Below are 22,761 nucleotides of genomic sequence, written 5' to 3'. Positions count from 1 at the left end.
CATTTTTATAAAATGTTACAGTGAAATTACTTATCACCTTCTTCACTATTATCTTTTTTGCTAGGACTAGATATTTTCATCAAATCAAGTGATTGTCCTATAGCAAATCGCTCTGGTCGATACATTGACTCAACATAAGGATAAGGAATCATGTAATCACCAGTAGTCACTGCTCTTACTAAATAAGCAACGCGTTTACGATATTTATTTTCATTGATATAGGTATTGATATTCACCGCAGCAACATATCTATCATCTCTAAATTCCTGATATTTAATCTCATTAATATCATCACTTTTTAATAAATCAGCAACCCATGGAATTGTTGATAAATGTACATTGCTATTGGTAAGATTTTGATTTTCAAGCTCCAAACCTGCAGGTAAGAAATCAACAATCAAAGCATCATGAACAGCTTTTTTGGCTGTTACATCCAAAACGACAACCATCATGGAACCTACTTCTATATCCGATGGTATTATTTCTTTACCATGTAAATCATAATAGGTTCGATTAATAGTTAAGAAACCATCTTGCGATGTTGGTGCAGGAGGCGTTTTTGCATAACCTGTAACTGAAAATTTAATATAAAGTGGCTGATCATGAGCGGAGTTATTAATAGACAATCCTTGTGCTAATCCCTCAAAATCATAGGAATGTGAAACAATTGAATCAACATCATCAATTTTGCCATTTATTGACACTTTGAATTTATTACCATTTTTATGTTGATCTAATGTCCAACCAGCAATAAATAACGCATTTAATTCCTGAGTTGAGAAATAACGTTGATCATTTAATAATTCTGACAAACTATATAGATAACTTGCCTGATTATTCTTAGCCATATTATTTTCTATCAATAAAGAAAGAATTAATGACTGATCACGAACTGTACTACCATAATTGCCTAACCACTTATCATTATATGCATATGGAGTAGTAAAAACTAACGGCAGTAATTTGTCATAGGTTGACTGATAACCATTTAATTTTGCTGTTACCGCTAAATGAGCTAATGGTAACGGTGAGTAGATAAATGATGTATCACTGCTCATTATTTTATCGGTTAAATAATTAATTTCATTACGCATTGCAGCAGTGATTTTCTCTTGTTTAGAAAGTATCATCAAAGCATAAGCTTTAATAGATAATTTATTAAACTCAAGCACGTTTAAATCACCGTAATAACTAAGATTATTAAATGCAGAGGCATCATAAATATATTGACCAATACGCGTCATTGCAGCATCAAGCGCTTTATCATTAACCTGATATCCACGTTCTTTAGCTTGCAATAAAAAGTCTGTCGCATAGACTGTTAGCCAATGTTCTTCTTCACTATAGTTACTCCATAAACCAAAGCTTCCATTACTACGTTGCATTGATAAGATGCGTGAAATACCTGTTTGAACTTTTTCTCGACGCTTTTCATCAGAATCAGTTTTAATGCCTAACTGCGCCAGTTGATCACTGTTAGCATATAAAGATGGGAATAACCCACTCGTAGTTTGTTCTAAACAGCCATACGGGTAAGCAAATAAACTTTTGATATATTGTGCAATATTTAAAGGAGGTTGATTAGAGACCACTAACTGCCCTTCAACAGTATTTTCGATTAAACCAGTTAAAGCTTGGTCTGATAATTGCCAACTTTCATTTGCATCTAATGCTGCGACATAAGATCTTGAAGTTGCGGCATATGCGGGTCTTATGCCAATTGTCCAAGAACGACTTATATTGAAATCAGAATTATCTTCAAGCAAAATGCCTTTTACATCTATCTTTATTGTTCCTTTACCATAACCATAGTCGGCAGCAACAGGAATCTTAATAATATCTTTCTGTTTACTATCTAGTTTTACAGCAACCGATTTTGTTTCATTTTGATGAAGCAAACCACTAGTTGATACCTCAACTTGCATGTTTTGCGTACTACCAGTCAAATTATGCAAATCTAACGCTAAAATCGCCTGATCACCACCAGATAAGAATCGAGGTGTTGTTAATTCAGCAATAACAGGAGCAGCAACTTTCATCGTTTTTTCAGCTCTACCAAAACGATTGTTATCCCAAGCTTGCGCCATTATTCGTAGTTCACCATTAAAATCAGGCAATGGTAAGTTAATGATCCCTTCGCCTTCATCATTTAACTGAATAGTTTCAAGTTGTTGTGCTACAATTAGGACTTCATTTGATGGTTTTTTACCACCAGCACCCATCGCATCACCACCAAAGCTCATACTAACATTACGCCCTGAAGCTTCAATCAATTTACCATAAACATCGTAAATATTGACATCATAGCGTTTACGCCCTAAAAATCCTGTATAAGGATCAGGAGTAACAAAATCAGTAATGTTTAATACACCGGAATCAACTGCAGAAACTAAAACAGTGACTTTTTTATCCTGTTGGATAAATTGTTTATCCATTTTGATTTTTATCGGTACAGTAGTTTCAGGTTCAACTTGTACTGGAGCATTAATTGCAACATTTAATTGTCGGTCTGCTGTATCAATTGGTAAATATAATAATCCAATCGCTCGTTTAACTGTTTGTACAGTAGCATCTGTCGATGGACGAATTATCATGGTGCTAATATAGATATCATGTCGTCCCCAATTTTCAATTGGTATATCAACATCTAAACCATTTTCATCAATAGTGATTGATTTTTTCCAAATGGTACCTTCATTGCTTTCTAAAGAGATATAACCGGAGCCAGCAACTGGTGCTTGCACATTCACTCTAGCTATATCGCCAACTTTATAAGATGGTTTATCAATAGTTAACTTAACTTGATCTGGCCGTACAGATTTTGTGCCACGAGTATTATCTTCCCAATCATAACCAGCCCAAAAACGGAAACTTGTCATAACGTTAGTTTGAGGATCAACAACTTCAACTCGATAAGAGCCATAATCTGTTGGTTGAAAACTTATTTTGGTTGTACTATTTGCATCAATAGATAGTTGATTTTCTGAAACCACATATTCACTAGAATTATAGTTTAATCGCCAACCATCCTCATCTGACCAAGTCCAATAATAACTACGACGTTCGCGAATCAACCGAGCTTTTAATGAATTTGTAGCTAACTTTTCACCTTCAAGATTGACATAAGCAATTTCAAATTCGGCATTATGGTCAATGTCAACGGTAGGTCGATCATAATATTGATCCTTATTCCAATCATAATATGGTGAATCTTCAAATAATGCTCGAATTGCAGGTAATTTATCTGCCGGCCATATGGTTTGTGTCGCATAACGTGTAACCGGTCGACCTCCTGAATCAAGTAAACTTGCTTGTAAAACCAATTTAGCAGGAGACTGTAATCCAGACCAGTTATCTTTGCTAACCTCAATTTGAGTTAAACCATCATCATCCAATTCCACTTCAAGAGGATCAAGCTCACGATATAGGCTTTCGTCTGTCACTTTTCCAATTTTGAAGTCAGCTAGGCCAGTAACTGAATCAACGCTCTTTAAATAGAGATTAGCTTCTAAACTGTTACCTGTTGCTGGTTCACCATATAAATACCAACCTTTAACATTAAAGTTAATATCTTCGTCATTAAGAATCGCACTGTTTGCTGAGCTTTTGATTTCCATTGCCATACGCTCAGGCAAAAACTCTTCAACTTTAAAGTTCCAAAAGCGATAATTATCATCGCCTAAATTAAAACGAATTGACCACTTACCAGTTGCTGCATCATCAGGAATATCAAAAGTTTGCTGATATAAACCATTTAAATCAGCATTACTTTTTAATTGGTAATTCTTAATCACTCGACCATCAGGAGAAATAATATCAGCAATGATTGGTTGATCCGGTAATGATTGCCCATCAGCATTACGTAATAATGCATTAAAATAGACAGTTTCTTCTGGACGATAAAGATCACGAGGTCCAAAAACAAACAATTGTTTTTGATAAAAAGGACTGCCTGACAAATTGAAATCAGTCAGATTAAGCGCATTACTATCAATATTTACAAATGAAGTTTGCAGGCCATCACTGGCTGTTAATACCGAATAGTCATAATCTTTATCTAGGTTAAATTCAGCATAACCATTCTGATCGGTCACTACTGAAATTGTATGGCAGTTTTTATTATTTTCATTTTTACGGCACATTAATGACAAGTTAATATTTGCTAATGGTTTACCATTATCTAAACCATGAGCCATTACGACTAGCTTAGCATTTTTATAACGATGAACTGACACACCAATATTACTAATTGAAAATAAAGTTGCTGGATTCGATTCGTTATAAATACCTGCCTCATTCATCACAGCAATATAAACACCTTCTTGATTAACTTCAGATATATTAGAAAGGTTTACTAAAATGGTTTCTTGCGCATTAGGTTTTGGATGAAGATCAAACCTTGATGAGTAAACTAAATCAGCATATCTAGTAAACTCTTTTTTGTTCCAAATTGAGAGTAAATCAATAAAACCAAAATAAGAAACAAATTCAGGTAATTTTTCTGGTTTAATTTTAAAAAAGTTAATATCAATTTTATTTACATTCAATGTTGTGACAGGTAATCCGCTCATAGATTTACTTGGTAGTAATATACCCGAACTTGCAAAACCTACTGTAGGTTGGCGGTCTTGAGTAGTAATTTCTTTTTGATAAACAGATTCTAAATGGCTATCATTGATGGCTGATAATAATTTATCAATGGTTAAAACCAGTTGCCGATCTGGTTGAAGATAACGATGTCTTAGCTCTAAACCATTATCCGATAACTCCCATGCACCATCAACATTACCTGTTTTTCTATCAACTAATCTGAGTAAATTAGAAAAATTCAATTTAGGATTTAGTGGTACAGAAAAAGTCACCACTAAAGTACTTGAACCATCGAGAATAACCTCTGAGCTATCAATGACAGTTAATTGTTTACCTTTATACTTTTCAATTAACTCTGGCGTTGGATTAAAGGCATTATGAGATTGAGATACAGCTTCACTTTCAGTTAAAGTTTCTGTTGCAACAGTATCGGTTTTGTTGTCAATGACATCTGTTGTAAACTCAGTTTTATCAACTTTCTGCGACTCTACAGTTTTATCTTCTTGATTATCACAAGCACATAGCATAAAAAATAAACTTAACACCGCTAAGTGTTTACTCAATCTCATTATTTCACCTAATCCCTTACTGTTACAATGAATGTATTGGTTGTTTTTTTAGCTATATTATGCACTTTCAGGCAAGGTTTGGCAAAACTTCTTTAATCAAATTTTTAAATTTTTTTATAATTAAATTATGAATTTTGTTGAAATTTTGAGGAACGGATTTTTTTGAGAGATAAAAATTGGCAGTTGGAATTTATTATATTGCCAATAAACCTTAACTGCCAGATAAATAATGAACCATAGGTAAACTTAAAGTCAAGTTACTGGGATTTGATAACTAATTTGTTTAAGATAAAATTTAAAATAATTCCGTATAATGGTAAAAAGAATAAACCACAGATGATTATTTTAAAGCTATAATCAATAGTGGCAATTTCACCCCAATGCGCTGCCATAAATTCGTCATTAGTTTTATAAAAAGCTATAGCAAAAAAGACAATAGTATCAATACCATTCCCTAATATTGCCGAAGCAGAAGGTGCCACCCACCATGCTCTGTTTTTTCTTAAATAATTAAATACGGTAATATCCATTAACTGTCCAACTAAATAAGCGGCAAAGCTAGCTAACGCAATCCGGAAAACAAAGCTATTAAATTCAGATAAAGCAGCCAATCCCATCCAATGAGTATCAAAAAATAACACTGAAACCCCGTAAGAAAGTAGCAAAGCAGGTATCATTACTACAAAAATTATTTTTCTGGCTAGACTAGCGCCAAAGACCCGAATAGTTAAATCCGTAGAAAGAAAGATAAATGGGAAAGTAAAAGCGCCCCAAGTAGTATGAAAACCAAAAATATCAAATGGGATTTGTACTAAATAATTGCTTGAAGCAATAACTAAAATATGAAAGAACGAAAGCCATCCAAGTGCTTTCATCTGTTCTACATGAGTAAATGGTTTAGTTTGTTCTGAATTAGTGTTCAGATACATAAGTTTTTCCTTTTTTAATGGGGTAAGCGAACCCAGTGTTACAATTAATTTGAATGACTAAGGTAATCGGTTAAACCATTATCTCGAAGAATACAGCTAGGACATTTACCACAACCACCATCAACGCCATAATAACAAGTATGGGTATATTTTCGGACATAATCCAAATAACCAAGCTTATCGGCCATTTCCCACGTTTGAGCTTTAGTAAGATACATCAATGGTGTAATGAGATTAAAGTTATAGTCCATAGCCAAATTCATCGATACATTCATTGATTTAATAAAGATATCTCGACAATCAGGATAACCACTAAAATCAGTTTCACAAACTCCGATAATAATATCGCAAATATCTTGTTGTTTGGCATAACATCCAGCTAGAAGTAAAAACAGCATATTACGACCATCAACAAATGTATTAGGATAATCAGTTTCCTTAGTGGCAGTAATTTCTTGAGAGTCATCAATTAAAGCATTATTGGTTGTCTGTTTAATCACCGACGTATCAATAACGGTTTGTTTGACACCAAGATCTTCAGCAATCCATTTAGCTTTTTCCAGTTCAATTGCATGACGTTGGCCATATTGAAAACTAATGGTTTCGACATTTTCACGACCATAATCAGCAATAGCTTGCAATAAACATGTGGTAGAATCTTGGCCACCAGAAAAGATAACAAGTGCTTTACGATTTTGCATTTTTAACTATTCCTGTAAAAAGATTAACGATTATCGATTTTTTCAGGATAAAGGTCATGATTAGCTAAGCGATTCACGGCTATTTGTTGCCAATCAGTACCTGCTTTACCATAATTAGCATAAGGATCAATAGATATTCCACCTCGGGGGGTAAATTTTCCCCACACTTCTATATATTTTGGATCCATCAATTTAATCAGATCTTTCATGATGATATTAATACAATCTTCATGATAATCACCATGATTGCGGAAGCTGAATAAGTAAAGCTTGAGTGATTTACTTTCTACCATTTTAATATTTGGCACGTACGAAATATAAATAGTAGCAAAATCAGGTTGCCCAGTTATTGGACAAAGACTGGTAAATTCGGGACAATTAAATTTTACAAAATAATCGTTGCCTGGATGTTTATTATCGAATGTTTCTAAGATTTCTGGACAATAGTCAGTAGGATAGCGAACGGATTGATCGCCTAGTAGTGTTATATTACTCATTTTTTTCCTTAGTTTTTTAGCGTGGGAGGTTCACGAACCACGTAATCAGGCGCACACCATACTCTTTTTAAATAAAAAAGTCCAGTTTAAGCAAAGTTGAGTGTATTAATAAAAAGCACCATTAATACTAGATCAATGGTGCTTATTTAGTTATAACTTAGTAAAAAAATGTGAGGAAAGCACTTTTTAAGCCGAATATAATTTATTTGCTGGTCAATTGTTTGTAATAATCAGCAAGCTTCTCTTTAGCATCAGCTAATTCTTTTTCGGCATCATTTAATTTCGCTTTTAATGCATCGATTGTATCTTGATGGGCATTAACCTTGTCTTTTGCATACTCTTTAGTTTTTTCAGCTAATTCTTTGGTTTTATCTGTAACATCTTTAGTTTTTTCAACTATTAATCTTTTATATTTTTGTTCTAAAGTTTCATCAGTACAATTGGTATTAACTTCTTGCAACGCTTTTTCAAGACCAGTCACTTCATTACTATTATTTGCTTTTTTAGCTTGTTCAATTTTTGTTTCAATTGCTTGCTTTTTAGCATCGCAATTTAATCCTTGGTTTTCGTCATTACTTGATGCATAACTATTTACCGAAAATGCAGTAACTAAAGTGATAATGCTTAACTTACTTAATAACCTTATTGCTGATTTCATATTGACTCCCCTTAAGTTTATTTTCTTAATTGAACACAATCTACTTTATGATCTTTACCTTTGGTTAAAATTAAACTTGCTCGTTCCCGTGTTGGTAGGATATTTTCAATCAAATTTAATTCATTGATATCTCGCCAAAGGCGGTTAGCAATATTCACGGCCTCTTCCTCTGGAAGCTTTGAATAATGGTTAAAGTAAGAGTTAGGATCGCTAAATGCCCCAGCTCTAAATTTTAAAAAACGATTAACATACCAATCGTGTAATAGCGGTAATTGTGCGTCGACATAGATCGAAAAATCGACATAATCAGAAACAAATACACGATTATTAGCTTGAGTATAGTTTATGCTGCCTTGTAAAACATTTAATCCTTCAAGAATTAAAATATCAGGACTATCAACAATAATATGTTCATCTTCAACAATATCGTAGACTAAATGAGAATAAACGGGCGCCTTAACTTCTGCTTGTCCTGACTTTACATCAGCAACAAAATTAAGTAATTTCTTGATATCATAGGATTGTGGAAACCCCTTTTTATTCATGATACCACGTTCTTCAAGATAACGATTAGGATATAAAAAACCATCAGTTGTCACCAATGCAACTTTCCGATGCTCTGGCCAACGAGTCAACAATGCCTGTAGGACACGGGCGGTAGTGCTTTTACCAACAGCTACACTACCTGCAATACCAATAATATAAGGTATTTTTTGACTTTTTCCTAAAAATTTTGATAACACTGCCTGACGGCTAAAACTGTTGCTTATATAATAATTGAGTAATCGAGATAAAGGCAAGTAAATTTCACTTACCTCATCCATGGATAAATCTTCATTAATACCTTGTAATGAAGTCAATTCTTCTGGCGTTAAAGTCATTGGTACCGCATTACGCAAGCTCGCCCATTCTTGTCGGGTAAATTGCATGTAAGGGCTCAAATGATTTGTCATATTTTATTCTCTATTGCTAGCTGATATAAATAATTTGGCTCAGATTATACTAAATCTATTTTTTTACAATCATAAATTGGTATTATCTCATGCTCATAGCTATATTGATGACTTACTGGTAAAATACATTTAGTCAGTTAATAATCAGATATTAAATTGAGATTGTATGTTAAAAAATAAATCAAAACAAAAACCTAAAAAAACCCGCCAAGAGATTAATGAAGAATCTCGTGAGTTAAAGCGCAAACGTAAGCATAAAGGTTTACCTAGTGGTTCACGTTTCAATGGTCAAGATAACAATCAAAGTAACAAAACAACTAAAGCAATAAAAGATCCTCGTATTGGCAGTAAAAAACCAATTTCATTGGTAGTAGATGATAATTCATCTATTAGAAAGGTAGATAAAATTAATCAGTCCAAAATAACTAAAGCTAAATTAACACCACAACAAGAATTAGAACAACTTGAAAATGATACTAAATTGGATCAATTACTAGATTTGGTTGAACAAGGTAAAACCTTAACTGACGAACAACAGACTTATCTTGATAATAAACTAAATCGTATAGACAAACTTATGCAACTATTAGGTTATGAAGATGAAGATTTCGAGGATGAACAAGAAGAAATAAAAGAAGATATCGTCAGTCTACTGAAACGTAATTAATTTAGTTTTAATTAAATATGTGTTAAAAACATCAATAATCTTATATACAAAATAATCACGATAAAGAGTCGTATACCATGCCACTATTGATTATGCTATGTTTATATTTAGGATTATTTATTTGCACTTTATTATATTTAAAAAAAACAAATTACATTAAATTAAAAACACAAATAAGAGCAAAACAACGTAATACAGCAAAACGTTATGGAAATGACAATGTCAAACGCAGGACTAAATAAAAATGTGATTCAACCCCTATTATGGGATCAAGCGTTAATTGAAAAATATAATTATTCAGGTCCAAGATATACCTCTTATCCAACAGCACTTGAATTTAACGAACAGTTTACTGAACAAGATTTCATTTTAGCGACCAACCTTTATCCTGAACGACCATTATCGCTTTATATACATATTCCGTTTTGCCATAAACTTTGTTATTTTTGTGGTTGTAACAAACTGATTACACGACAAACCCATAAAGTCACTAAATATCTTGATGTATTAGATATCGAGATTGCTAAACAGTCCGAATTATTTAAAAACCGGACTGTGACACAAATGCATTGGGGAGGAGGAACTCCTACTTTTTTAACTGATGCTGAAATTAGCCGCTTGCTCTCTTCAATAAAAAAACACTTTAACTTTGCTCAAAATGCCGAACTATCCATTGAAATAGATCCAAGAGAAATAAGTCCACAAACGATTGATCATCTAGCTAATGTTGGCTTTAATCGGTTAAGTATGGGGATCCAAGATTTCAATCATGAAATTCAAAATTTAATTAATCGTGAGCAAGATGAAAACTTGATCCGTTCACTAATTATCCAAGCAAGAAAAAATAACTTTCGTTCTATTAGTCTAGATTTAATTTATGGATTACCTAAGCAAACTGTTGAAAGTTTCACGGAAACATTAAATAAAGTGATTAATATTTCGCCAGATAGATTAAGTGTTTTTAATTACGCACATTTACCTAGCCGATTTGCTGCACAGCGTAAGATCAAAGATAATGATTTACCTAATGCAAGTCAAAAATTGAAAATCTTACAAACCAGTATTGAAAAATTGACTCTTGCTGGTTACCAATTTATAGGTATGGATCATTTTGCAAAACCAACTGATGAGTTAGCTATCGCACAACAACAGAACAAGTTACATCGCAACTTTCAAGGTTATACCACTAAAGGGGATGCTGACTTACTTGGTCTCGGTGTATCAGCAATAAGTATGTTGGGAGACAGCTATGCCCAAAACCAAAAAGACTTAAAAAGTTATCAAAATCAAGTTGAACAAAAAGGACATGGTTTATGGAAAGGATTTACCTTAAATCGTGATGATAAAATACGTCGAGATGTTATTAAACAACTTATTTGCCATTTCCAGCTTGATAAAAAGCAGATTGAACAATATTACCATATCCAATTTGATGACTATTTTGCTGAAGATTTAAAACTGCTTGCACCACTAGAACAAGATGGATTGGTTGTCGTTAATCAAGATAGCATTAATGTTCGACCTAAAGGCCAGCTTCTAATTCGCAATATTTGCATGTGCTTTGATATTTATATGCGTCGATTGGTACGACAACAACAGTTTTCACGCGTGATTTAATTGAATAAATTCACGCATGACCATTTAATGATACTGATTTAAGTGTTAATGACTGGCTAAATAAACCTTAAATTTAGTCGTTTGAGCAATAATTTCAACACTTTTAAATGTTTCATCCAAGATCGATTGATATGGTAAAAATGAATTTGCCACAATACAAAGATAGCCATTTAGTTTTAAGTGTTTTTTTGCTTCCTTAATCAACTTGTTAACTGCGGTATAACTTGTTTCTTTGCCATCGTGAAAAGGTGGATTAGAGATGATTAAATGATATTTATCGCTTATATCTGAAAACACATCACTAGCAATAACACTTGCCACAATGTTATTAGCAGCTAAAGTCGCTTTACTTGATTCTAATGCAGCACTACTTACATCAGTTAATGTTAAGCTTATATCTTGATTTAGTTTACTTATGACTGTTGATAATATGCCCGAGCCACAACCAACATCAAGAATATTTCCTTTGATAATATCACTATGATCCATAAGTGCATTTAATAACAGCTCACTTCCTGCATCTAAGGCTTTTTGGCTGAAGACGCCTGGTAAGCTTTTAATTTCGATATCCTGTTTTTCAATCGTTAAGTGATAACTCAACCACCAGTCTTTTACTTCAAAAGCCAAACGACTATCAGCTCGAAAATGATATAAACCACATCGTCTTGCACTATCTATTTTTTGGATAGAACCAAAGTCACTTAACAGCCCTTCCACACTTTTTACCCCTGAACGATTTTCACCAATGATAAAAATATCACTATCTTTAGGCATATTGTTCAATAAATAGGATAACTGAAATTGTGCTTCACTCTTGGTTTTAGGCCAATAATAAATGAGTGTATTTATATCAGTATAAAAAGATGTATCAGGATAGAGCGAAAATATAGTGCTATTGGCTCGTTTACTATTTTTAAAGCTTAAAAAAGTATGATATTGGGAACAATGAATCTTAACTATATTGGCTGAAATAACCGCAGGATAATTATCTTGAATATCACCAGCAATAAGGATATTTTTATCATCAAAAAATGACTGATGACGTTCAAGTACTTGGCTAGCTGGAGTAAAAACAGATGTTGCCATAATGCCTCAATGAAAAACCTTTATAAATTGAAGCGAAGATTATACAATTAACTTCCTTTAATCCCTAGTAAAACCGTAATCTGATAATGACACAAACTGATTGGTATCTTAAACAGTGTAATATTACTCAATATGTTTTACGCAATTCAACCGTTTTTCAGGGTGAACTTGCGACTCATATAGACGATAAAATTCGTTTAATTGTTGTTGCTAAACAAAAACCAACACAAAAAATATATTACGATATTTTAAAAGCCATCCGTTTAACAGAAGAACAAGTGTTATTTCTTACCCCTTCGCAATTAATTATTTCGGCGGATGAAGTAAAAATAGTGACATGGTTTATAGATGTGCTTAGCAATGAACCATGGCAAAATAGTTTAACCATTAATACCTGTGATTTAGATTCGCTAGCTAAAGATCCACACCAAAAACGTAAACTTTGGCAGCAGTTATGTGAATATGAAAACAATTTCCATCCTGAATGAACATGATTTAACGGAAGCATATGAGTTAGAACTCATATGCCACCCTATCCCTTGGTCCAAAGAAACTTTTTTTTCAAATCAAGGGGAACGTTATATCAATCTTAAAATAACTGTTGGTAATAAGCTAGTCGGCTTTTGTATTTGCCAACAAGTTGCCGACGAAGCAACTTTATTTAATATTGCTATACATCCTGCATACAGACAACAGGGATTAGCTAAAGCATTATTAAATCATTTAATTGATAACTTAATAGCCATTAGCTCACCGCAGGCTATTTCAACTTTATGGTTGGAAGTTAGAAAATCTAACACGCCAGCAATTGAGTTATATCATTCAATTGGCTTTAACCAAATAACAGTGAGAAAAAATTATTATCCAACAGTTAATGGTCATCAAGAAGATGCAATTATTATGGCTTACACATTAACGCTATAAATTAATTTAATGGGAATAATCATGCAAAAAAAAACAGCACTACTATTTGTCAATGGTGAACCACCAAAAGATATTCCCAGTAATATAAAAGATTATACTTATATTGCCTGTACTGATGGAGCCTATCATAGCTATTTATTTACATCAGCCATTGAACCTGATTTTATTATCGGTGATTTAGATAGCATAGACTCAACTAGGGCAATTCCGTCAAAAACACAAATTATTCATACGCCAGATCAATCTAAACCTGATTTTGAAAAAGCATTATTATTTTTGAATAGTAAAGGTGTTACATCATTTACAATATATGGTGCATCAGGAGGAGCCAGTGATCATTTCTTAGGTAACTTATCTATAGCAATGCAATACTATCATCAGTTCAAAATGATGTTTTATGACAATTATTGCCATTTTTTCTTCTCTGATCATCATCAGATTATCCACCACGTGAAAAATCATATTGTTTCGTTAATGCCATTGTCTACAGTAACTAATTTGACTATAACAGGCTTTGAATATCCTTTAACTGACCAAACATTAGTTCTTGGCGGCTACATTAGTTTGCGTAACAAAGCTATCGATGATAAAGTACAAATCTCTTTTAAAAACGGTGATTTACTAATTTTGATCCAAAATGATTTCAATTAGATTGACATAAATATTTACATTACTTTACAATACTATTACAAACAATTAGCGTGATTTTGGTGAAAGGAACCGCTCTATGATAATAAAAAAACTTACTGTGCTTGCTTGTTCTTCTCTCGTTTCTTGCATGGCTTTTGCGCAGAACGATAGTGTAAGCATTACAGATAAGATAGTAGATAGTTTTCTCGCTTGTGATAACCAATTTTTTAAACAATTGGCTGAAAATAAAAAATTATTCAGCGAATATGTTGATTTAACAACAACAGATAATGTTACTTATATTCCTGTAGAATCAATTTATCAACAAAACAAAGATAAAGTTAATTTCAAAAAACCTCTTAAATACCACGGATTAACAATAACTGGGTATCAAAACATCTATATTCCAACCAATTTATCTGGACAATATTACTATTGGGGCTTTATTTTTGATAATAGCCAAGAAGAAATTACTAATACACTTAATAATTTAAAATGGTTAAAATATAATAACGCTGTTTATATTGCCAATGCCAAAATCTATGATCGCAATGCAAAATCACCGGTATGGCAAGATAATCCCTACTCAATTGATGGTGTTGTACCAAAACTTGGTACCATTGAAAAATCACTTTATCTAGAAGCCTTTACTGATAATCAAAACCGTGTGCTTTGTTCCATCCAAGGTGATATAAAGAAAGACATTCTTTATAAAGATCGTCCAGATATGAAACCACTTGACGACAAAATGGATAAAGAGCGCCAAGAAAAGATCAAAGCTTATAAATTGAAAAAACAACAAGAAAAAGAACAAAAAGAAGCTCAAGAAAAGCAATCTCAACCCCAACAAGATAAACCAATTGAAAATAGCTCAAAAGAGGGAGATAAAATTTAAATGAAAAAATTATGTTTATTTTTAATGCTCTTTTCTTTTACAGCTATCACTCATGCAGAAGAAAAGAAACCACTTACTCAAGATGAATTAGCAGCTCAAGCTAAAGAAGTAGAAGTAATGCTAAGTAATCCTAAAATAGGTGAACAATTTACGCCTCTATCTAAAACTGATGAGGATAACACCATTGGTTATGCCTATCTTGATAAAAAATCCATAAAATTACATCCTTATAACGATAAAATTCGAATTTTTAAGGAAGTTACCAATTACATTCCAGCATTAGTTCAAGATATTGATAATGTAAAAACACCATATCATACAGTAGTTGTTAATCATTATGCTAATTGTGATAAAAAAGAAATTGCTAAAGGTAAAATTGAACTTATCGAGAACTATTTTGCCGAAGGTAAACTAGTAAATACTATTGATATTCCAAATCGTTGGACGAGAGCAGATAAAGGCGATGAAAAGCATAAATTACTCGTTATTGCCTGTTCATTACCATTAAACAATTAATTCGATTTTCATTCGTTTTTACTCTTGCCACCTAGCGGTGGCGGAGTATTTTTTTTTATGTTAATATCAATTTATTAACTGTATAATTTCAATTACATCAATATGAATATCACGCAATTCCATGCCTTAACCGATCAACTTTTTTACCAAATCGAATTATATCTAGATAAATACGCTGACGAACACGATATAGACTTAGATTATGAAACTAATGGCAACGTTATTACCATTAGTTTTCCAAACAATAGTAAAATTATTGTTAATACTCAAGAACCACTTTTTCAAGTTTGGTTAGCAACACAAAAACAAGGTTATCATTTTGATTTAATTAATGAACAATGGATATGTAATCGAACTGATCAACCATTTGAAGAGATATTTGCTTCGTCAGTGCAAGAGCAATCTGAGCAATAATTATAATGATCAAAAAAGGATACTAAGTTAAAAGTTAGTATCCTTTGATTGTTTAGTATTTTATTATTTACATTAAGGTAAGATTTGCCAGTTTCACAACTAGCCATTTAACCCCTTCGTTAACAAAAGCAATTTGCACTCGTCTATGTTCACCTTCACCATCTAAATTAACAATGGTACCTTCACCAAAACGATTATGCTTAACTTTCCTACCTAATGTGTATCCATCACTTTCTTTTTTCTTCTTAATATATGACTTTTTACGATCTTGATAGAATTGCTCATCTTTAGTGAAAGTATCATCATCATTATTATTAAATGATGTTAAATTAGCTCGGTAACTGATTTCTTGTAAATTATCAACTGGTAATTCTGCTAAAAAACGTGATGGCAAATTACGCTCTTCACGCCCATAAAGCCGCCTTAGTTCAGACAAAGAGAGCGTTAAAAACTTACGTGCTCGGGTAATACCGACATAAGCTAAGCGTCTTTCTTCTTCCATTTTGTCTCGTTCTTGAGAGGAACGTTGTGCCGGAAAAATACCCTCTTCCAATCCAACAATAAAAACATTGTCAAATTCTAATCCTTTTGCTGAATGTAAAGTCATTAATTGCACCGAATCTTGTTGATTTACTACGTCACGGCTTTCAAGAGAGGTAAATGCTAAAAATGATTCTAAAACAGTTAAGGTTTTGCCTGTTTCATTGTCTTGAATTACATTATCTTGGTTAACTCTAAAAAATTGCTCTGCAGATGAAACAAGCTCCTCTAGATTATCCAATCGTGCTTGTCCTTTGATGCCTGGTTCTTGTTCATACATTTGCAATACGCCAGATAATTTAATAATTGCATCTAGTTGTTTATAAAATGGTAATTCATTAACTTCGACATGAATAGATTCCATTAATTCTAAAAAACGACTAATACCTGAACGTTGCCTTTCAGTTAAAGCATTTTTTTGGATTAGCATTAAACATGCATTCCATAACGAAATATTATTTTGCTTAGCACATAATCTAACTTTGTCTAAAGTGACATTACCTATTCCACGAGTTGGAGTATTTACCGTAGTTTCAAATGCCATATCATTATCATGGTCATGCAATAATCGGAGATAGGCTAAAGCTAATTTAACCTCTTGCCTTTCATAGAATCTTATTGAACCATAAATTTGGTAAGGTACGCCAGCTTGTAATAAAGTATCTTCAAAAATACGTGATTGCACATTATTACGATATAAAATGGCACAGCTAGCATAATTATGACCATCGTCATGATATTTTTTTATTTGTCCTACAACAAACCTTGCTTCATCAATATCGTTGAAACCGACATATAGTGAAATTTTTTCTCCGTCACCACTGTCGGTCCATAAATTTTTACCTAACCGATTTTGGTTGTTAGCAATCAATTTATTTGCAGTATCTAAAATAATGCCTGTCGATCGATAGTTTTGCTCTAGGCGAATAATTTCAGTTTCTGGATAATCATTGATAAACATTTGTAAATTATCAGCATTAGCTCCACGCCAACTATAAATTGACTGATCATCATCACCAACAATCATTACATTCGCGGTGTCTCCAGCTAATTTTTTCACCAGCCAATATTGGATTTTATTAGTATCTTGAAATTCATCTATTAATATATTTGAAAAACGATGGCGACAATAATTTAAAACATTTTCATTACGACAAAGCAACTCATATGCTCTCAAAATTAATTCTGAGAAATCAACATACCCAACTCTGTCGCAAATTGCTTGATAATCACGATAAATTGTTTGCCACATTACTTGTTTCGGATCTTCTGGTTTTAGATTATCTGCCCTAAGACCTTTTTCTTTTTGTGTGGAAATAAAATTAGCACACTCTTTTGGTGACCATTGCTTTTCATCAATTTTCAGTTCACGAAAAATTCGTTTAATAAGACGAATCTGATCTTCACTATCAATAAGTTGAAAATTTTCGGGTAATTTAGCTTGTTGAGAAAACATACGCAATAAACGGTGGGTTAAACCATGAAAAGTTCCTACCCACATACCATTTAGGTATCCTTCACCGACTAAAGCTTGTATTCGCTCTTGCATTTCAGCAGCTGCTTTATTGGTAAAGGTGACTGCAAAAATAGAGTTAGGAGAATAATTTTTTTCAACACACAACCAAGCAATTCTATGAACTAATACACGTGTTTTACCACTTCCCGCACCAGCAAGAACAATAGTATATTGACTATCAGTTGTAACAGCATTTTTTTGTTCTGTGTTTAAGTCGGTTAATAACGACTGTTTATTTTCCATTATGTGTTAACCCATCGCAATTATAGCAACCATTAATTAGTATTAATGTTGTAAATGTTTTTAAATTTTTCATTATATTTATAATTATTATAAGTAGGGGTATAAAAGAATAAAGACAGGTATTAAATGCAAAATACATTTAACTTCACTGTCTTTTTATACATATATGAACTGAATTATAACAGATTATCTAATTCTGGCAATTGCGTTATTTCAATATGCGGTAAACATCTAGCATCGGAGAGAAGATAAATATCCTGTCCAAAAATATTAATCCAACAAGCTAAAAAACCATTATTAATCGCACCATTGACATCTGTCTCCAAATTATCACCAACGTGCAGAATATAATTATTAGGAATAGCCAATTTTTGCGCGGCTAAAGCAAAAATTTCGGGAAATGGTTTTGAACGACCGTCAGGACCACCTCTTAGCGAAAATTGAAAATAATCGCCTAAACCTATTCTATTTATATCAACATTACCATTAGTAATTACCCCTAATGGATACTTATTGGCTAATTTAGTTAATAACATATGCGTTGATTTAGGAACAACCATTTTATGACGCCAAAAATTAAAACAATCAATAGCTTCATCAATAATCTTGCTATATTGAGATGAAGGGATATTGGTTTTATTTAATAACGATTTAATTGTCTCAACTCGCCAATCAATAACATCATGATATATTTCTGGATTTATAGCGAGCACTAATTTTTTTTCTTGATAGTACAAATCCAATGTCAAATAATGTAATGGCTCATATTGTTGTAAATTTTTTATCACTTCCTCTTCAGCTTTATCAACAATCATACTATTGTCATATAAAGTGTCGTCGAGATCGAATGTGATTGCTTTAATGCAGTTAATTGAACGATAAAAATGCATTATTTTCTTCCTCTTTTAGCTCTCGGATGAGCCGAATCATAAACTTCTGATAAATGTGAAAAATCTAAATGGGTATAAACTTGAGTAGTAGATAAATCGGCATGACCTAATAATTCTTGTACTGCCCGTAAATCACCGCTCGATTCAAGCATATGAGTAGCAAATGAATGACGCAGTTTATGCGGATGAATATGTGAACTTAATCCTTGTTTTATTCCCCATTGTGCAAAGCGTTTTTCAACATTTCGTGGTGAAATTCGCTTACCCAGTTTAGAGATAAAAACAGCATCATCTTGCGGTTTTAAATTATTTCGCATAGTTAACCATTGCTCAATCCATCTAATTGACTCTCGGCCTAAAGGCAATTTCCGCTCTTTATTACCCTTTCCTGTTACCCGGACTTCACCCTCAGTTAAATTCAATTCCCGACAATTGAGACTTACTAATTCAGAAAGGCGTAATCCTGAACCATACATCACCTCCAACATTGCCCTATCACGTACAGAAAGCGGATCACTATACTCAATATCAAGCAACTGATTGATCTCATCGATATCAATATTTTTTGGAAGATGTTGACCCAATTTAGGGTTTAATACACCACGGGCTGGATTGGCTGAGATCAGATCGTTTTTAACCATCCAATCAAAAAAACTGCGTAATGCAGATAATCTTAATGATAAACTACGAGCTTGTAAGCCGGTTTGTCGACTGCGACTAATAAGTAACCTCACAGCAGATGAATCAATGTCCTGCCATTTAGTAATATCTAAGCCGTCAGTTAAATCAATAAGCGCATAAAGTTGACGACGATAGTTAATTTGAGTATTAAGACTAAGTTGTTTTTCAGATTTTAAATAATTTAAAAAATGATCTACAGGCTCGGTTAAAAAAGAAGAAAGATTAGAATTCATTTTAACCATCATATTTCCTTACTTTTTGCGCATGATCCATTTTTCAACAAGAATTGGCAATATTTCACCGATTTTTTCTAACAATAAGGTACCTTGTCCTGTCTGATAATGCTGTGGATCTGCACTCGTAAACATTAACAAACCAAGATCGCCAAATTGCCCTAACAATGATAAAGCCACAGAGCCAACGTAACCATGTTTGGGTAATAGAAAATCTAATTCAGTTGTATTTAATGAACCTAAATAAAATTGGCTATACTGTAAATGTCTTACCCGAATAAAATCAAACTGCGATGAATTTAAAGCTAAGTAATGATAGTTGGATGGTGCACTAAGTAACCATTTGTCATCAAATAAATATAAATAGGCACCATTAAGTCCTAAATCTTTAGCCCAAACTTTTAAAGAATCTAATAATTCGTTTATATCTTTTGCTTTAATTAATTGAAACTGCAATTTTATTAGCTGATTAAAAAGCAATTCATTAGCACTTGCGTGCTCCATCAGCATCGTGATTTCTGACTCAAGTTGACTGATTTTATTACGTTGCCTTGCCATATGCCATTCAGGTAGTGATATCATACCTCTCACTGGGTGTGGTACGCGCATACGCTCAATATGAGTCGCATTTCGAATAAAAAAATCTGGGTTATCAATAATATATTGGCTAACCATTTCATCATTTAATTTAACAAATGATTTTTTTCGTTGCGACGGTTTTGACTTCAATGTTTGTGTTTTTTTTACGACCATAATTTATTTCATTGTCTTTATGTAATCTATTAATAAAATTCATAAAGTCTAGCGTAATTAAATTGCAATATAACCATCATACACATGCGTAGCTGGTCCTGTCATATAAAGCGGCGACTGATTACCTTTCCAATCTATTATTAATTTTCCTCCGGGTAGATTAACATTCACCCGCTGGTTTAATAATCCTTGATTAATGCCAACAGCAACAGCCGCACAAGCTCCTGTTCCACAAGCTTGAGTTTCACCAACGCCTCTCTCATAAACACGTAAATTAATATTATCTCTATCAATAATATGCATAAAACCAATATTCGCTTTTTCAGGAAAGCGTTCATGTTGCTCTAATAACGGACCTAAAGTTAATACTTGAGCGGTTAACACATCTTCAACTTGAATTACACAATGCGGGTTCCCCATAGAAGCGACACCACATAAAACTGTTTGTTCTTGTGCTCGAATAATATAAGTTTTTTCTTCTTTAATGGCTTTGAAAGGAATTTTATTAGGCTCAAAAATTGGTGTTCCCATATTAACCCGAACGGTTTCATCATCATTTACCGTCAAAACAATATTACCTTTCATAGTACTGACTTTTAATACTCTTTTTTTAGTCAATCCTTTCAATCGTACAAAACGAGCAAAGCAACGAGCACCGTTACCACATTGCTCAACCTCTGAACCATCAGCATTAAATATACGGTAATGAAAATCACTTTCAGGAGAATAAGGTGGCTCAACAATAAGTAACTGATCAAACCCAATTCCTGTATATCGATCTGACATACGTTTGATCATTTCACTTGAAAGATGAACATTTTGCGTTACTGCATCAATAACCATAAAATCATTACCCAGTCCATGCATTTTTGAAAAGTTCATCTCTAGTTACCTTTTATTGTAAATCGTCAGTATTTATTACTTTTTCATCATATTGTTTGATTAGATGTATTAATCAAGCAAAAATTAGAAAACATATTTATCAACTTCATAATGAATTATAATACTAATTCACCACGCCATAAATCATCAAAAGTTTCACGCTCTCGAATCAATTTATGCTGATTACTATCTTCAAGCATGACTTCGGCCGGTCGAGGATGACTATTATAATTAGACGCCATACTAAAGCCATAAGCACCTGCACTACAAATAACTAACAGATCATCTTGTTCAACTGAAAGTTCACGTTGATAAGCTAATACATCACTAGATTCGCAAATTGGCCCTACAACATTATAAATCTTTTTGGTATTTGAATCTGTTGATTCTTTAACAGGTAGGACTTGCATCCACGCTTGATAAAGCGCTGGTCGAATCAGATCATTCATTCCGGCATCAACAATCGCAAAATGATTGCCATCTTGATGCTTAGTATATTCAACTTTAGTAATTAATAATCCAGCATTGGCAACGATTGATCTACCTGGTTCGAAAACAATTTCAAGTTCAGGATAATTTTTTAACTTTTCAATTAGTTTTGATACCAGTAATGTCGCTGATGGTGGCTGTTCATCATCATAACAAACACCTAAACCTCCGCCTAAATCAATATGCTTAAGATGAATATTTTCTGCTGCTAGTTGGTCAACTAATGCCAATACACGATCAGCTGCATCAAGAAAAGGCGACAGCTCAGTTAATTGAGAGCCAATATGACAATCAATACCGACTATTTTAATATTATTTAATGATGCTGCTTTACGATAAGTATCTAAAGCTAATTGATAACTTATACCAAATTTGTTTTCACGTAATCCTGTTGAAATATACGGATGTGTTTTTGCATCTACATCCGGATTAATCCGTAAAGAAATGTTCGCTGTTTTCCCTAATTGATGAGCAATATCATTGATACGATATAATTCAGGTTCTGATTCAACATTAAAACATTTAATTCCTACTTCAAGTGCACGTCTAATCTCAACAACAGATTTTGCAACTCCTGAAAATACAATTTTTTTAGGATCAGCACCAGCTTTTAATGCTCTCTCTAATTCACCTTGTGAAACAATATCAAAACCAGCACCAAGTTTAGCTAATAAGTTTAAAACAGATAAATTGCTATTCGCTTTTGCTGCATAACAAATCAAATGCTTCTTATTTTTTAAAGAATCTTGATAAGAAAGAAATTGCTTAGTTATGTGATCAGCAGAATAAACATATAAAGGAGTACCATATTGATTAGCTAAATCGCAAATAGAAACGTTATCCGCCAATAAATAGCCATTTTGGTAATGTAAAAAATCCATCATATTA

The 22,761-nt window shown here is 32.9% G+C and carries 21 protein-coding genes and 1 riboswitch; of the genes, 8 read left to right on the top strand and 13 right to left on the bottom strand.

Annotation, left to right across the window (positions count from 1 at the left end; translation table 11 throughout):
• Positions 1–26: 26 nt before the first annotated feature.
• The 6 genes from H3S74_RS01055 to coaA form a co-directional block, all read right to left on the bottom strand.
• Entirely contained in the window at positions 27–5,159 is a 5,133-nt protein-coding gene (locus H3S74_RS01055) for an alpha-2-macroglobulin (RefSeq protein ID WP_198246993.1), read from the bottom strand.
• A 257-nt stretch (positions 5,160–5,416) separates the two neighbouring features.
• Complete coding sequence (locus H3S74_RS01050; protein WP_110448223.1) at positions 5,417–6,088, bottom strand: 7-cyano-7-deazaguanine/7-aminomethyl-7-deazaguanine transporter; 672 nt, start codon at positions 6,086–6,088, stop codon at positions 5,417–5,419.
• Between the two features lie 44 nt (positions 6,089–6,132).
• A complete protein-coding gene (gene queC, locus H3S74_RS01045; RefSeq protein WP_110448224.1) occupies positions 6,133–6,789 on the bottom strand; it encodes a 7-cyano-7-deazaguanine synthase QueC in 657 nt (218 codons plus the stop codon).
• A gap of 23 nt (positions 6,790–6,812) precedes the next feature.
• Positions 6,813–7,286 (bottom strand): preQ(1) synthase, encoded by a 474-nt coding sequence (gene queF / locus H3S74_RS01040; protein WP_086363504.1) that lies wholly within the window; start codon positions 7,284–7,286, stop codon positions 6,813–6,815.
• A gap of 2 nt (positions 7,287–7,288) precedes the next feature.
• A riboswitch (PreQ1 riboswitch) is annotated at positions 7,289–7,333 on the bottom strand.
• A 155-nt stretch (positions 7,334–7,488) separates the two neighbouring features.
• A complete protein-coding gene (locus H3S74_RS01035) occupies positions 7,489–7,944 on the bottom strand; it encodes a DUF1090 domain-containing protein (RefSeq protein ID WP_110448225.1) in 456 nt (151 codons plus the stop codon).
• Between the two features lie 17 nt (positions 7,945–7,961).
• Entirely contained in the window at positions 7,962–8,897 is a 936-nt protein-coding gene (gene coaA, locus H3S74_RS01030) for a type I pantothenate kinase (protein WP_086357041.1), read from the bottom strand.
• 166 nt (positions 8,898–9,063) lie between these two features.
• On the opposite strand from coaA, the gene yihI reads away from it, so the two are divergent.
• Together yihI and hemN are read left to right on the top strand one after the other, a co-directional pair.
• Positions 9,064–9,564, top strand: coding sequence for a Der GTPase-activating protein YihI (gene yihI / locus H3S74_RS01025; RefSeq protein ID WP_198221777.1), 501 nt, complete (start codon positions 9,064–9,066; stop codon positions 9,562–9,564).
• Between the two features lie 219 nt (positions 9,565–9,783).
• Positions 9,784–11,181 carry an oxygen-independent coproporphyrinogen III oxidase gene (hemN, locus tag H3S74_RS01020; RefSeq protein WP_198246992.1) on the top strand — a complete coding sequence of 466 codons (1,398 nt, stop codon included), beginning with the start codon at positions 9,784–9,786 and terminating at the stop codon, positions 11,179–11,181.
• A gap of 45 nt (positions 11,182–11,226) precedes the next feature.
• On the opposite strand, the gene rsmC is transcribed toward hemN, so the two are convergent.
• Positions 11,227–12,267 (bottom strand): 16S rRNA (guanine(1207)-N(2))-methyltransferase RsmC, encoded by a 1,041-nt coding sequence (gene rsmC / locus H3S74_RS01015; RefSeq protein WP_110448228.1) that lies wholly within the window; start codon positions 12,265–12,267, stop codon positions 11,227–11,229.
• Between the two features lie 86 nt (positions 12,268–12,353).
• Between rsmC and H3S74_RS01010 the strand changes: the two genes are divergently transcribed.
• The 6 genes from H3S74_RS01010 to cyaY all read left to right on the top strand — a co-directional run bounded on the left by H3S74_RS01010 (position 12,354) and on the right by cyaY (position 15,646).
• Positions 12,354–12,755: a DNA polymerase III subunit psi gene (locus H3S74_RS01010; RefSeq protein WP_110448229.1), complete on the top strand. Its 402-nt coding sequence runs from the start codon at positions 12,354–12,356 to the stop codon at positions 12,753–12,755.
• Positions 12,730–13,191: a ribosomal protein S18-alanine N-acetyltransferase gene (gene rimI, locus H3S74_RS01005; protein WP_110448230.1), complete on the top strand. Its 462-nt coding sequence runs from the start codon at positions 12,730–12,732 to the stop codon at positions 13,189–13,191. The genes H3S74_RS01010 and rimI overlap by 26 nt, the downstream gene beginning before the upstream one ends.
• A gap of 21 nt (positions 13,192–13,212) precedes the next feature.
• Positions 13,213–13,842, top strand: a complete 630-nt coding sequence (locus H3S74_RS01000; protein ID WP_198221779.1) for a thiamine diphosphokinase — start codon at positions 13,213–13,215, stop codon at positions 13,840–13,842.
• 76 nt (positions 13,843–13,918) lie between these two features.
• Entirely contained in the window at positions 13,919–14,716 is a 798-nt protein-coding gene (locus H3S74_RS00995) for a hypothetical protein (RefSeq protein WP_198221781.1), read from the top strand.
• Positions 14,717–15,232 (top strand): surface-adhesin E family protein, encoded by a 516-nt coding sequence (locus H3S74_RS00990; protein WP_110448233.1) that lies wholly within the window; start codon positions 14,717–14,719, stop codon positions 15,230–15,232.
• A 102-nt stretch (positions 15,233–15,334) separates the two neighbouring features.
• Complete coding sequence (cyaY, locus tag H3S74_RS00985) at positions 15,335–15,646, top strand: iron donor protein CyaY (RefSeq protein ID WP_198199271.1); 312 nt, start codon at positions 15,335–15,337, stop codon at positions 15,644–15,646.
• 67 nt (positions 15,647–15,713) lie between these two features.
• Here the strand turns inward: cyaY and uvrD are convergent, their stop codons facing one another.
• From uvrD to lysA, 6 genes are all read right to left on the bottom strand, one after another.
• Positions 15,714–17,945, bottom strand: coding sequence for a DNA helicase II (gene uvrD / locus H3S74_RS00980; RefSeq protein ID WP_110448234.1), 2,232 nt, complete (start codon positions 17,943–17,945; stop codon positions 15,714–15,716).
• Positions 17,946–18,121: 176 nt separating this feature from the next.
• Positions 18,122–18,835, bottom strand: coding sequence for a 5-amino-6-(5-phospho-D-ribitylamino)uracil phosphatase YigB (yigB, locus tag H3S74_RS00975; protein ID WP_198246991.1), 714 nt, complete (start codon positions 18,833–18,835; stop codon positions 18,122–18,124).
• The gene (gene xerC / locus H3S74_RS00970; protein WP_198247288.1) at positions 18,835–19,749 is read right to left on the bottom strand and encodes a tyrosine recombinase XerC; all 915 of its coding nucleotides are present in this window, start codon (positions 19,747–19,749) and stop codon (positions 18,835–18,837) included. The genes yigB and xerC overlap by 1 nt, the downstream gene beginning before the upstream one ends.
• Before the next feature lie 18 nt (positions 19,750–19,767).
• A complete protein-coding gene (locus H3S74_RS00965; protein ID WP_370527365.1) occupies positions 19,768–20,478 on the bottom strand; it encodes a DUF484 family protein in 711 nt (236 codons plus the stop codon).
• An 81-nt stretch (positions 20,479–20,559) separates the two neighbouring features.
• Positions 20,560–21,384 (bottom strand): diaminopimelate epimerase, encoded by an 825-nt coding sequence (dapF, locus tag H3S74_RS00960; protein WP_065650897.1) that lies wholly within the window; start codon positions 21,382–21,384, stop codon positions 20,560–20,562.
• A 116-nt stretch (positions 21,385–21,500) separates the two neighbouring features.
• A complete protein-coding gene (lysA, locus tag H3S74_RS00955; protein WP_198222026.1) occupies positions 21,501–22,754 on the bottom strand; it encodes a diaminopimelate decarboxylase in 1,254 nt (417 codons plus the stop codon).
• Positions 22,755–22,761: the final 7 nt, after the last annotated feature.

Origin of the sequence: Gilliamella sp. W8126, from assembly GCF_016102185.1 — a bacterium.
GTDB classification, from domain to species: domain Bacteria; phylum Pseudomonadota; class Gammaproteobacteria; order Enterobacterales; family Orbaceae; genus Gilliamella; species Gilliamella apis_A.
The sequence above is the reverse complement of the archived record's forward strand: the minus strand, read 5'-3'. Positions and strand labels throughout refer to the sequence as shown.

Excerpts from the sequence above, each read along its gene's own strand:
- H3S74_RS01055 (WP_198246993.1), bottom strand. The coding sequence starts at position 5,159 with ATGAGATTGAGTAAACACTTAGCGGTGTTAAGTTTATTTTTTATGCTA.
- H3S74_RS01050 (WP_110448223.1), bottom strand. The coding sequence starts at position 6,088 with ATGTATCTGAACACTAATTCAGAACAAACTAAACCATTTACTCATGTA.
- queC (WP_110448224.1), bottom strand. The coding sequence starts at position 6,789 with ATGCAAAATCGTAAAGCACTTGTTATCTTTTCTGGTGGCCAAGATTCT.
- queF (WP_086363504.1), bottom strand. The coding sequence starts at position 7,286 with ATGAGTAATATAACACTACTAGGCGATCAATCCGTTCGCTATCCTACT.
- H3S74_RS01035 (WP_110448225.1), bottom strand. The coding sequence starts at position 7,944 with ATGAAATCAGCAATAAGGTTATTAAGTAAGTTAAGCATTATCACTTTA.
- coaA (WP_086357041.1), bottom strand. The coding sequence starts at position 8,897 with ATGACAAATCATTTGAGCCCTTACATGCAATTTACCCGACAAGAATGG.
- yihI (WP_198221777.1), top strand. The coding sequence starts at position 9,064 with ATGTTAAAAAATAAATCAAAACAAAAACCTAAAAAAACCCGCCAAGAG.
- hemN (WP_198246992.1), top strand. The coding sequence starts at position 9,784 with ATGTCAAACGCAGGACTAAATAAAAATGTGATTCAACCCCTATTATGG.
- rsmC (WP_110448228.1), bottom strand. The coding sequence starts at position 12,267 with ATGGCAACATCTGTTTTTACTCCAGCTAGCCAAGTACTTGAACGTCAT.
- H3S74_RS01010 (WP_110448229.1), top strand. The coding sequence starts at position 12,354 with ATGACACAAACTGATTGGTATCTTAAACAGTGTAATATTACTCAATAT.
- rimI (WP_110448230.1), top strand. The coding sequence starts at position 12,730 with ATGAAAACAATTTCCATCCTGAATGAACATGATTTAACGGAAGCATAT.
- H3S74_RS01000 (WP_198221779.1), top strand. The coding sequence starts at position 13,213 with ATGCAAAAAAAAACAGCACTACTATTTGTCAATGGTGAACCACCAAAA.
- H3S74_RS00995 (WP_198221781.1), top strand. The coding sequence starts at position 13,919 with ATGATAATAAAAAAACTTACTGTGCTTGCTTGTTCTTCTCTCGTTTCT.
- H3S74_RS00990 (WP_110448233.1), top strand. The coding sequence starts at position 14,717 with ATGAAAAAATTATGTTTATTTTTAATGCTCTTTTCTTTTACAGCTATC.
- cyaY (WP_198199271.1), top strand. The coding sequence starts at position 15,335 with ATGAATATCACGCAATTCCATGCCTTAACCGATCAACTTTTTTACCAA.
- uvrD (WP_110448234.1), bottom strand. The coding sequence starts at position 17,945 with ATGGAAAATAAACAGTCGTTATTAACCGACTTAAACACAGAACAAAAA.
- yigB (WP_198246991.1), bottom strand. The coding sequence starts at position 18,835 with ATGCATTTTTATCGTTCAATTAACTGCATTAAAGCAATCACATTCGAT.
- xerC (WP_198247288.1), bottom strand. The coding sequence starts at position 19,749 with ATGAATTCTAATCTTTCTTCTTTTTTAACCGAGCCTGTAGATCATTTT.
- dapF (WP_065650897.1), bottom strand. The coding sequence starts at position 21,384 with ATGAACTTTTCAAAAATGCATGGACTGGGTAATGATTTTATGGTTATT.
- lysA (WP_198222026.1), bottom strand. The coding sequence starts at position 22,754 with ATGGATTTTTTACATTACCAAAATGGCTATTTATTGGCGGATAACGTT.